General features: G+C 55.3%; 8 protein-coding genes. All 8 read left to right on the top strand.

Annotation, left to right across the window (positions count from 1 at the left end; genetic code table 11):
• The first annotated feature begins 217 nt into the window (after positions 1–217).
• The 8 genes from fhcD (at position 218) to VN12_RS15535 (ending at position 11,974) form a co-directional block, all read left to right on the top strand.
• A complete protein-coding gene (fhcD, locus tag VN12_RS15570) occupies positions 218–1,147 on the top strand; it encodes a formylmethanofuran--tetrahydromethanopterin N-formyltransferase (RefSeq protein ID WP_409994282.1) in 930 nt (309 codons plus the stop codon).
• Positions 1,148–1,340: 193 nt separating this feature from the next.
• Entirely contained in the window at positions 1,341–2,612 is a 1,272-nt protein-coding gene (locus VN12_RS15565) for an excinuclease ABC subunit UvrC (RefSeq protein WP_240491437.1), read from the top strand.
• A gap of 2 nt (positions 2,613–2,614) precedes the next feature.
• Entirely contained in the window at positions 2,615–4,165 is a 1,551-nt protein-coding gene (locus VN12_RS15560) for a pectate lyase (protein ID WP_146677696.1), read from the top strand.
• A 21-nt stretch (positions 4,166–4,186) separates the two neighbouring features.
• Positions 4,187–5,959 carry a gamma-glutamyltransferase gene (gene ggt, locus VN12_RS15555; protein ID WP_146677695.1) on the top strand — a complete coding sequence of 591 codons (1,773 nt, stop codon included), beginning with the start codon at positions 4,187–4,189 and terminating at the stop codon, positions 5,957–5,959.
• A 39-nt stretch (positions 5,960–5,998) separates the two neighbouring features.
• Positions 5,999–6,559, top strand: a complete 561-nt coding sequence (locus VN12_RS15550; RefSeq protein ID WP_146677694.1) for a GNAT family N-acetyltransferase — start codon at positions 5,999–6,001, stop codon at positions 6,557–6,559.
• Positions 6,560–6,670: 111 nt separating this feature from the next.
• Positions 6,671–7,783: a DNA polymerase III subunit beta gene (gene dnaN / locus VN12_RS15545; RefSeq protein WP_146677693.1), complete on the top strand. Its 1,113-nt coding sequence runs from the start codon at positions 6,671–6,673 to the stop codon at positions 7,781–7,783.
• A gap of 35 nt (positions 7,784–7,818) precedes the next feature.
• Positions 7,819–8,781: a deoxyhypusine synthase family protein gene (locus tag VN12_RS15540; protein ID WP_146677692.1), complete on the top strand. Its 963-nt coding sequence runs from the start codon at positions 7,819–7,821 to the stop codon at positions 8,779–8,781.
• Positions 8,782–8,785: 4 nt separating this feature from the next.
• Positions 8,786–11,974: a hypothetical protein gene (locus VN12_RS15535; RefSeq protein ID WP_146677691.1), complete on the top strand. Its 3,189-nt coding sequence runs from the start codon at positions 8,786–8,788 to the stop codon at positions 11,972–11,974.
• Positions 11,975–12,048 lie beyond the last annotated feature (74 nt).

Genomic DNA, 12,048 nt, shown 5'->3' with positions numbered 1-12,048 from the left:
GCGAGTCCAGTGATGGCGTTTTCAGCGTGCGAGAACGGGGAAGCTGACAGAGCCTACCCAAATCCATGCCCATCGGGCGACGCTATTATGCCTCAAAACGACCTGGGTTCGCCAGTAACCGAAGCAATAAATAGAGAGTCTCGCTCTTTAGGCTTCTGTTCGATCGACCATGGTACGTAGAATAGTGGTCTGCACTTCCTGCCCTTCTCCACACAAGATTCATCCCCCGCAGGTTTTATCGTCAGGAATGAAGATTCACGGAATCGAGATCGAAAATACGTTCGCCGAGGCTTTTGACATGACAGCGACACGGATCGTCATCACCGCTGCCGAATTGGCGTGGGCCCTGCGAGCCGCGGAAGCTATGACGGGGTTCGCTACCAGCGTCATCGGCTGCGGAGTGGAGGCCGGGATCGAAGGAGAAGTCTCGGAATCGGAGACCCCAGACGGTAGGCCAGGTGTCTCGGTCCTCCTGTTCAGCATCTCCGGAAGCGAACTGGAAAAACAAGTTGTCCGACGTGTGGGCCAATGTGTACTGACTTGCCCGAGCACATCTGTGTTCGGAACCATGCAAGGCGAGAAGCGGATCGCCATGGGATCCAAACTACGATACTTTGGAGATGGATTCCAGATTTCGAAACGGATCGGAAACGAACGCTATTGGCGAATCCCAGTGATGGATGGTGAATTCGTTTGCCAAGACACCATTGCCCGACAAAGCGCCGTCGGAGGCGGAAACTTTCTGGTGCTGGCCGAAACCATTCACGGAGCCCTCCGCGCCTGCGATGCAGCCGTTCAAGCCATCAAGCAAATACCGGATTGCATCACCCCGTTTCCGGGAGGGGTCGCGCGAAGCGGATCAAAAGTGGGCTCGAAATACAAAATGCTCGGTGCCTCCACCAACGATGCGTTCTGTCCGACCCTTCGAGAATTGACCGATTCCCTCATCCCGAACGAAGCCAGCGCCGCATTGGAATTGGTGATCGACGGCCTTTCTCCCGCGGGTGTCGCCGAAGCGATGCGAGTGGGCATCCTCGCTGCATGCCAAGCCGGGGTGCAGTGCGGTGTTCAGAAAATCACCGGTGGGAATTACGGCGGAAAACTCGGCAAACACCATTTTTACTTGCACCAAATCCTCCATGGATGAACGAGAACCGACTAACGAGTTGGAAGAACTCGAAATCGAATGGGATGCGAACACTCCTGAACGAGACGAGCACCTAGCCGAGGACACGCCTGAATTAAGACGGCGCGTCGATGACTTGCTCCGCAACAACCTTGGATTTCGCAGATCGGCCGAGAAAGCTCGCGAGTTTCCACAGTCCCCAGGCGTCTATCTGATGAAGGACACCTCCGGGGTCGTTATCTACATTGGAAAGGCCAAGAATCTTCGTTCCCGAGCTAGCAGCTATTTCCACGCTGCGGCAGCCGAGGAAATCCGTACCGCCGAATGGATTCACGAGATTGCTGATATCGACTTCATGCTCTGCGCTAGCGAAGTCGATGCATTGCTGACTGAAAATCGATTGGTCAAGGATATCCAACCTCGACACAACAAAGATCTGAAGGACGACAAGACATTTCCTTATCTCATGATCACGACCCATGAAGATTTCCCTCGCGTCGAAGTAACCCGTACCCCCAAGGACCGAGGGGCGAAGCTCTACGGACCCTTCACGAGTGCGGGGCAGCTGCGTGGTGCATTGCAGGTGATGCAACGGATCTTCAAATTTCGCACCTGTTCGCTCGATATCGACGAAGGGGATCCTCGTTGGGATTGGTTTCGTCCCTGCTTGCTCGCTTCCATCCACCAATGCACGGCACCTTGCAATCGACGTATCTCCAAGGCCGATTACAAACGAGACATCCGCCGGCTCCAAACCTTTCTCGAAGGGGGAAGCGAAAAGCTACTCAAACAAATGCGAACGGAGATGCAGGATGCATCCAAAGCCCTCGAGTTTGAAAAGGCGGCGCGTTTGCGGGACGAAATCCGCCTGCTGGAGAACTTGGGGGACCGGGGCGATATCGATGTCCACGCGCAACCCGAAGTATTTTATGTCGATCCCAAGAAAGGTATGCGTGCGTTGCAACGGGTCTTGCAAATGGATCGCGAGCCCCGCGTGATCGAAGGTGTCGATATCGCCCACCTAGGCGGAGATGATACGGTCGCCTCACTCGTTCAATTTCTGGATGGCCTCCCATTCAAACCCGGTTACCGTCGCTACAAGATTAAAGATGTCAAAGGAATCGACGACTTCCGCAGTATCCATGAAGTCGTCTCCCGGCGATTCCGTCGCATGAGCGATGAGCAAGACACATTTCCCGACCTGTTGATGATCGATGGTGGAAAAGGACAACTGAACGCCGCCCTCGCCGCCTTTCGGGACCAAGACATCGAGCCTCCCACCATGATTTCGCTGGCGAAACGGGACGAAGAGATCTATCGTCCGGGAGACAGCGAACCCATTCGATTGGGCCGAGAATCCTTCGCTCTCCGACTGTTACAATATGTCCGCGATGAAGCCCACCGATTCGCGCAGCATTACCACCATATCCTGCGCCAGAAAAGCACCTTTGAACAAACGTTTCGCCCTGGCCCCAAAGGATCTTAGCCGTGGACAAAACCACACCTTGCACCGAGGCAACAGCGAGTTCCGCGACAAACCGTCCCGGGTCCTGGCCGCGGACGCTTCGAACGCTTTCTCCCGCTATTGTTTTGATCATGTTTTTCGCCGGGTCGATCGGCATGGCACAAGAGAGTGGGTCCGAAGTACCCCGCACGGAGATCCTCGAAGCGATCCAAAAATCGGTGCGCTACTTCCGTACCCAAGTCGCGGTCCAAGGGGGTTACGTCTACCAAGTTAGCGCAGACGGACGTTATCGAGAGGGAGAAGGAGATGCTCGTAACGACATCGTTTGGGTCCAACCTCCGGGAACTCCTGCCGTCGGAATGGCGTATCTCGAAGCCTTTCGCGCTACCAACGAACCGGAACTTCTGGATGCTGCCAAGGAGGTCGCCGAGTGTTTACAAAAAGGACAACTGCATAGCGGAGGCTGGCAAAACAATATCTTGCTCGGCAAAGAAGATCGAGCCAAGTTTGCGTATCGTACTGAGGGTCCCATCCGAAAGAAGGCAAAGAACTGGTCCAGCCTCGACGATGATCAAACTCAATCGGTCATTCGTTTCCTCGCTTTGATGGATCACACGCTGAAGGGAGAGGACTCTCAAGTCCACGCAATGCTGGAATCGGCACTGCAAGGATTGTTGGCCAACCAATTCCCCAATGGGGCTTGGGCTCAAGGTTTTGAGAAACTTGACACGACCAAGGTGCATCCGATTGTTCCTGCCAGATTCCCGAGTGATTGGCCTCGTCAACATCCGGGAGGGGATTATTGGGTTTATTACACGCTGAACGACAACGCGCTGGTTCGAGTTTTGGACACGCTGTGGATGGTCTATGATTTGACAGGCCGGGTCGAAATTCGAGAGGCAGCGCTGCGCGGAGCGGATTTTTTATTGCTAGCCCAGATGCCGGAACCACAGCCCGCTTGGGCTCAACAATACAACTGGGACATGGAACCGGTATGGGCTCGCAAATTTGAGCCTCCCGCCATCAGTGGCGGTGAATCCCAGCAAGCCATCGAGCATTTGCTCGATGTGCTGGATCGAACCGACGATCGCAAATACCTCCACGCTGCCGAGAAGGCTCATGCTTATCTCAGCGGATTGGAGGATGGCAAACAACTGGCCCGCTTCTACGAGCTTCAGACAAACAAGCCTCTCTATTTCACACGGGATTACCAACTGACCTACGACCCGTCCAATGTTCCCACGCATTACGCCTTTCGCGTTCCAAGCCGGTTGGTAGCCATAGGGAGACGGATCGAAAATTGGAAAGAGCGAGAGGATGCGGACCAACCCCCCGATGCGATTCCCCGCGAGCGGCCCGACGCAAAGCCTCGCCAATGGAAGGACCGCTACCCCAAGCCATCGCAGGAAGAAGTGCGGCGTGTGATCGATAGCATGAACACCGAGGGAGCTTGGATGGAAAACGGAAAGCTACGATACGTCAAAGCAACCGACCATGATGGACGCGTCATCCGATCCGAAACCTTCCTCCGCAATCTTCGTATCCTCAGCGGCGCCGCAGCGCATTCGAAATAACACGCAAGACAGGACTATCAGATGATTTCAAGACGATACTTTCTGGGAAACACGGCGGCGGTAGCGGCTCTCGCACCAGCATGGTCTTTGGCCCAAGACAAGACTGCTCCATCAAGTGCTTTGCAGCGCGTCGATCAAGGCTCCAATGTGGCAGCGACCGTTCACCCAATCGCATCCTTGGCATCGGCCGAAATGATGCGACGGGGTGGAAACGCGATCGATGCAGCGGTTGCCGCAGCTGTATGCCTGTCGGTGGTAGATGGTCATAACTCGGGAATCGGCGGCGGATGCTTGATGATGATCAGGCTGGCGGATGGCTCGCTCCACGCCATCGACGGCCGTGAGAAGGCACCAGCCTCCGCAAACCGCGACATGTTTCTTCGCAACGGAGTGGCTGATGTGAAGCTGAGCCAAGACGGAGCGCTCGCATGCGGCGTTCCCGGAATGATCGCCGCACTCCACTCAGCCCACCGTCGATTCGGCAAACTCCCTTGGGGGGATCTATTCGAGCCCGCCATTCGAGCTGCTCGCGACGGGCATCCCATGTCCAGATCGACCCATGCGTCGATCAAAAACGAGGAATCGGTTCTGAAGCGATTTGCGGCTTCACGAGAAGCGCTCTTCAAAACCGACGGCAGCTTGTACGCCGTAGGGGAAACCTGGGTGCAAGCCGACTTGGCCAACACATTGCAGCAGATCGCGAAAAAGGGCGTGGACTACTTCTATCATGGCGAGTTTGCGTCGCGATGCGCCTCGCATTTGAAAGAACAAGGGGGTGCACTGACCGAGAAAGACTTCGCGAACTATCGCGCGGTGGACCGAGTTCCGCTAAAGACCTCCTATCGCGGGTACACCGTAGTCGGATTCCCTCCACCAAGCTCTGGCGGAATTCACATCCAGCAGATGCTGCAGATGCTTTCTCATTTCCCTCTTAAGGAATGGAGCGCTGAGAAGGGGGGCCTCCCCTTTTATCACGTGCTAGCCGAGGCGATGAAACTGGCCTTCGCGGATCGAGCGTACTACTTAGGTGACAGCGATTTTGTCGAGCTCCCTGCGTTCTTAACCGAAACGTCTTACACGGATGAACTAGCCAAGAGGATCCAACTCGATCGAGCTACCGCGGTGCCGGGTCATCTTCCGTCGAAGAGCAAGGAAGCGGACGACGGCAAAAAGCACACCACACACATGACCATGGCGGATGCGTTGGGAAATTGGGTTGCCATGACAGCCACAGTGAACACCGGCTGGGGGAACAAGATGATCGTTCCAGGAACGGGCGTTGTACTCAATGACGAGATGGACGATTTCAGCATCTCCCCGGGGGTTCCCAACGCGTTTGGGCTGATCGGATCGGCCGCTAACGCGATCGAACCGGGTAAACGCCCCCTATCGAGCATGAGCCCCACCATGGTGCTCGATTCCAAAGGAGAGCCTCGCTTGACCTGCGGGGCCGCAGGCGGCCCGCGTATCATCAACGCGACCTTGCAGAACGTGGTTCGAGTTCTAGATCTAGGAATGACAGTGGGTGATGCGATTGCAGCCTCTCGACTCCATCATCAGTGGCAGCCTGATGTACTGAGTTGTGAAGGAAGTCTAGGAGGACCATTCCAAAGAGACGCACGCGCCGAGAATTCGGTCTTGGAAGAGCTGAAAAAGCTCGGTCACGATGTTAAGATCTCGGGATCGATCGCTGTCGCGCAAGGGATCGAGCGCCTCGCGCCGCCGCAGTCAGGAAAATCGACTTGGCGGGCCGCATGCGACCCCAGAGCCGATGGACGGGTCGCGACAGCTTAACGTTCCCGTTTTCGCATAAAGTGTTCGCAGTCTCGATCGATGCCAGTTGTTTATTTCAAGCGTTATCGAATGCACTTCGATCTTCGAGAGTCTCCGATTCCAGAAGAGAGGCCTCGCGCATCGATCGACTACCTCGGTTGGGATGAACGGCTCGTGGCCCATCATGGATTGGCAAAATGGGAAAGCTTTCGCCGCGAGATGGACGTGAACGTCTTCCCCTGCTTGGGCGATCGCGAGGGGTGCAAGCAGTTGATGCGGGACATTGCCCGTCGGGACAATTTCGTACCCGAGTCGACTTGGCTGGCCGTGCAACGGAACGAGCAAGATCGGTTTGGCATCGCATTGGGAACCATTCAGGGGCTGCGTGTGAGCGCCGATGTAGGAGCGATTCAAAACATCGGCGTTCTTCCCTCGTACCGAGGCTTAGGAGTAGGGCGTGAGCTCATCCGCCGCAACTTGATAGGATTTCGCGATGTCGGGTGCCGCAAAGTGCAGCTCGAGGTCACCATTCACAATTTCGCCGCGATTCGACTCTACGAATCCATAGGTTTTGAGCGAGTAGAGACGGTATTCAAAATTGGGAATGTGCCGGTCTCCTGACCCACCTTGAGGACCGACATGCACTTTAAAAACGCAGGTTTTCTGGTACAACGTCCGTTCCCCCGAACGCTGGTTTAGCGTTTCGATTTCCCTCTTTGGGTAGGAATTGCCATGAAGATCGTTTGCAACCGAGAAAAATTCCAAAGCGCCTACCAGATTGCGGCGGCTGTGGCCCCGATTCGATCCCCCAAAGAGATCTTGATCAATGTGAAACTGGACGCGCGCGGCGACAAAGCCGTGCTGATGGCTACCGACTCCGAAGCGGGCATTCGATTGGAAATGGACGATGTCGAGATTGCGGTTCCCGGCGTCGCTTTGTTACCCCTGCAGCGAGTTGGCAACATCCTCCGAGAGTGCAGCGATGAAGTATTGACCATCGAACTTACGGAAAATTCTCTCGACATCCGAGGGGACCACTCGGAATTCCATCTGCCCAAGATCAATCCCGATGAGTTCCCCAGCGTCACTCCCTTTCAAGAATCCGCGTACTACGAAGTCCCAGCTAGACTCTTCAAGGAGTTAGTAAAACGAACGGTGTTCGCAACCGATGTCGAGAGCACCCGATATCAACTCGGAGGCGTTCTCTTCGAAATGGAGGACGACCAAATCACGACGGTTGCAACCGATGGCCGCCGACTAGCCTGCATGCACGGCAAAGGTGTCGCGATCGGAGGCTTCAAAAATAGCGGAAACTCGACAATCGTACCAACGAAGACGTTGCAGTTGATGGAACGATCCATCTCGGATGGAGACGATCTCGTCTGCATCGCAGCTCGCGCCAACGATATTCTCATCCGAACCAATCGATGCACCATCTTCTCGCGACTCGTGGAGGGGCGTTATCCCAACTGGAAACAAGTCATGCCAAGTCGTGAGGGCCGCACCAGAATCGATGGATTGGCGGGCCCGTTCTTCACAGCGATTCGTCAAGCTTCGATTGTGGCCGACACCGAATCCCGCGGCGTCGACTTCACCTTCGGCAATGGCACACTGGTCGTCGCAGCGAGGGCTGCCGATATCGGCCAATCCCGTATCGAGATTCCGATCTCGTACGATGGCGAATCGATCAATATCACGATGGATTACCGCTACGTAATGGATTTCTTCAAAGTGCTGGATCCGGACAAGGCGTTCGCACTCGAGGTTCGCAGCAATGCAGAACCGGCATTGTTTTCGACCGACGACGGATACACCTACGTCGTTATGCCGATGGCCCGACAATAAACCACTTGGACTGCGAGAGACGAGGATCTAGAGCGATGAGTATTTCCGCCTTCATGGAAAAACACTACCGGCACTTCAACGCACGAGAGACACTGGCTGCCGCGAAGAGCTACCGACAGTTCATGGACCAAGGCGGGGCGATGATGGTCTCGCTGGCGGGAGCCATGAGCACCGCAGAACTAGGGGTCTCGCTCGCGGAAATGATACGCTCGGGAAAAGTCCACGCAGTGTCATGCACAGCGGCAAACCTTGAAGAAGATCTCTTCAATTTGTTTGCTCACAATGAATACAAGGTCATCGAGAATTGGCGAGCGCTCACCGCTCAAGACGAATTGGCTCTGCTACAGTCCGGGTACAATCGGGTTACCGATACCTGCATCCCCGAGACGGTCATGAAGCATATGCAAAGCCGACTGGTCAAGTATTGGAAAGAGGCCTCGGAGAAAGGGGAGAGCTACTTTCCCTACGAGTACATGTTCAAAATTCTCGATGAACCGGATCTGAAGCAGCATTACCAGATCCCCATCGAACACTCGTGGATGATGGCCGCCAAAGAAATGGGGATCCCCGTCTTTTCTCCTGGAATCGAAGACAGCACCCTCGGTAACATGTTCGCGGCTCGCGTCATCGATGGCACGGTCAAGTCGCATCATGCCCTCAAAAGCGGCACCGAACAGATGCAGCACCTCGTCGAATGGTACCGCGGCATAGCGACGGATCGCAAAGTGGGATTTTTTCAAATCGGAGGAGGGATTGCAGGAGACTTTGCTATTTGCGCCGTCCCTTTGCTTATCCAAGACCTCGAGGAGGAAATCAATCGCTGGGCGTACTTCTGCCAAATCAGCGATGCCGAAACCAGTTACGGCGGTTACTCGGGAGCGGTACCCAATGAGAAGATCACTTGGAATAAACTGACGGTGGAAGCGCCCAAGTATATGATCCACAGCGACGCGTGCATCGTCGCACCACTCATCTTCGCTTACGTGCTCGGACAATAATGCGGTGGAACTGAACTCAACCCAGTTTTGGGAACGGCTCGAACAATCTGGCTTGGTCACGCCGGAACAAGCAACGCAATGGCGTGAGGACATCGAGCAATCCGTCGGAGGAGCCAATCTGCTGCATCCTAACAAGGTTGCTTCCGAACTCATTCGAACCGGCCGTATCACTCCCTTCCAGTTCAACGCTCTTCTCGAACCCACAGTTCCTCGACTTCGAGTGGGCCCCTACCTGCTTCAAGACACTCTTTCAGATCGACTGGGTCCGAACTGGTATGAAGCCATCGAGTCGATTCGAAACAAAAACAAGTGGGCCTTTGCACTCTCACCCGAACAGCTATCGAGCGATGCCATTCGAGCCAATCCGCCCTCTATCGAGTGGGGGCGACTCCACGCCAGATTAGAAGCACCAGGGCTAGATCGCTGGGAGGCTACTTTGCTCGAACCGGGAATCCTCGCGGTATTCTGCGACCCGATTTCCGGCGATTCGCTATCCAACAAGCTGGCTTCTGCCCCGATCGACTTCGCTCCATCGATTGCATGGATTCGATCCCTCGCCGCGTCGCTCGGAAGATTGCATTCGAATCAATTGGTTCACGGTTGGCTCGCTCCGGAAGCCGTGTGGATATCCTCAAACGGAGAAGCCACCCTTCGCCGCGATCCTATCTTTCCTCCCTGCTCCCCTTACCATTGCGATTCGATCAGCTGCTTAGCGCTCGATAACGTCGCTCGCTTCGGATCCGCATCGCCCGAACTTTCCCTGCCGGATTACCTACCCGACCCCTCTTGCGATTTGTACGCATTAGGCGTCCTTTGGGCGACCATGCTGCTGGGAAAATCACCTTGGCCCAATTCCCATCGCCTCGATAAAGCGGGTTGGCGCAAAACGCATCAGCAAGTGCTGCTGGAATTGCCACCCTCGATACCGGAGAACGTTCGCCGCTGCATTCACCATTTGGTCGCCAAGAATCGTCCAGCCCGATTCCCCTCGGTCGACTCCCTCTTGAAACAACTCGATTCCCTCACCGACAAAGTCAAACTGGTAACATCACCGAATGACTCCGTCGCGCCGGCCAGATTAGCACCATCTCCGAGGGAATCCACGACACCAGTCCAAAGCGCCACATCACCGAAAGAATCGAATACCGCAGCGAAACCCGCTTCGTCACAGAAAGTCTCCGCCGCCCCCACACAGCGCGCCACATCGCCGAAAGATACCACCTCCCAAACCCAACCTGCGACAAAATCGAGCGACTCTGTCACTCCGTCAAAACTAGCACCTTCAGCGAAGGTATCCGCCACACCAACACAACCCACGCCATCACCGAGAGATTCAGCAACTCCCACAAAGCCCGCTGCACTTCCGAAGGAATCTCCAACATTAGCCCAGCCCGCAGCAGCGCCCAAGGAATCCGCCGCTCCAGCCCAGCCCGAGACTTCACCTAGGAACCCCTCCGCTCCGCGTCCCCCGACCGGCACGCGCAGCGCGTTGGTTCACAAGAAACGCAAACGCAAACCCAAGTGGGTCCTACCCGCGCTCGGGATCGGATCGGTCGTCTTGCTGGGCGGGCTTATCGCGGTATTACTCCAGTCGGGAGGATCACCCGTTCCAAGACCCGAACCCGAGGTCAAGATAGTTGAAGTCCCATCGAACTCGGGTGCATCGCCTAGTTCCAGCAACACCAATACAACCACTGCGCCCAGCGATCCGCTCGCCGAGTTTTACACCGTTGTGAAAGACGACGGGACTTCTCTGTGGGCGCCACCCCATGCAGGGGTTCCATACTCCATCGACATGTTCCCACCCGGCCCCGAAGCCTTGGTGTATTTCTCAACGGACGCGTGGACTGGCAAAGGTCCCTTTCAGTCGATCCAACCCTGGGTACTGGAAACTCTTCCTGATTGGAAGCGATTGATCGATAGCGTTCCCTTTGCAAAGGACGACTCGATTTCCCAAGTTGCGATTGCTCTCTACCCAAAAAGTGGCTCTGAGGTTTTTGAAATCGCTCTTCGATTCCACTTAGAGAATGCAAAGACCGTAGAGTCTCTCTTGGAAAAGCTTCCTGGATTCGAGGCCAGCCCGTTACCGAACGAGCCCAAACAAGGAGTGTGGACCAACGGCGAATGGTCCATTGCCATCGAAGGCCTTTCGCTGGACAAAGCGTATTCAACAAAAAAACTAACGGTTGCACCGAAACAGCTGGTGCAGACACTGGTAGAAATAGGTGGACGAAGTGTGCCGTTGCGAAGACAGATGGACATGCTTCTGCAGTCCAGCGATAGCCGATCCGATCTCTTCATTTTGGCAGCTCCTAGCTTTCTTTGGGGGGAGGGTCGCTCGTTATTCCGTCAGACACCACGTTTGCAGTCGTTAGCGCAAGGACTGTGGGGGGATGAGGTTCAAGCGGTCTCTTTCACTTGCACAGCCTCCACCGAATTGTATGGCGAATGGCGCGCGGCATTATCCGATTCGACGTTGTTGGGTAGGAAGGCCGCCGAGTTGAAACAGGCTCTAACAACAGCTCCTGATTACCTAGAACAACAATTGATTGCAGCTCCCCCACCTGCGTACTGGCGAGCCATTGCGCTGCGTATGCCCCAGATGGTCCGCGCCGTGATGAACAACAGTCGCTTCGGCTTGGAAGATGGGCAGATCGTGAGTAACGTCTACCTTCCACCGGAGTCGCTCGGCAATCTTGCAGTAGGCGTTTGGATGAATCTGCAAAACTCCAGTGAGGGATCGCCGGCTATCGCTGCGCAACCTAAACCGCAACCTAAACCAGAGAATGTCGAGGATCTGCTGGACCGCCCGATTTCCATTGCATTCGAGCAGGAGTCCTTGGAAATGGGTTTGGCGGCGATCGCCTCCGAGTTCAACGATTCGGTCCTCAAGGGAAGTCCGCCCGTGAATTTCACCATCAACGGAGGTGCTTTTCAAAAGGATGGGATCACACAGAACCAGCAGGTCCGTGCCTTCAACCAGAATGGAATTCCGCTTCGAACGGTCCTCACCGATTTGGTTCGACGAGCCAATCCGGTAACCACCGTGCAGTCTCCGACGGAGAAGGACCAGAAAGTCGTTTGGGTTCTGGTCGAGGATCCGAATTCCCTGGGCGGAAAACGTATCGAGCTCACGACTCGAACCTGGGCCGAAACCAACGGAGTGACGCTCCCGAAAGAATTTACCCCGTAATGGTTGCCGATGGGCTCGCCGGTTTCCGATTACCTTTCATCGCTCGTGCTCAGCTTCCATCCCGATTTCGGACC

The sequence above is a fragment of the Pirellula sp. SH-Sr6A genome, from assembly GCF_001610875.1.
Classification (GTDB): domain Bacteria; phylum Planctomycetota; class Planctomycetia; order Pirellulales; family Pirellulaceae; genus JBKCUI01.
This window is presented reverse-complemented; position numbering and strand designations above follow the sequence as displayed.

What these genes read in the sequence shown, in the direction of transcription:
- VN12_RS15565 (WP_240491437.1), top strand. Translation starts at nt 1,341, where the DNA reads ATGAAGGACACCTCCGGGGTCGTTATCTACATTGGAAAGGCCAAGAAT.
- dnaN (WP_146677693.1), top strand. Translation starts at nt 6,671, where the DNA reads ATGAAGATCGTTTGCAACCGAGAAAAATTCCAAAGCGCCTACCAGATT.
- VN12_RS15550 (WP_146677694.1), top strand. Translation starts at nt 5,999, where the DNA reads ATGCCAGTTGTTTATTTCAAGCGTTATCGAATGCACTTCGATCTTCGA.
- ggt (WP_146677695.1), top strand. Translation starts at nt 4,187, where the DNA reads ATGATTTCAAGACGATACTTTCTGGGAAACACGGCGGCGGTAGCGGCT.
- VN12_RS15540 (WP_146677692.1), top strand. Translation starts at nt 7,819, where the DNA reads ATGAGTATTTCCGCCTTCATGGAAAAACACTACCGGCACTTCAACGCA.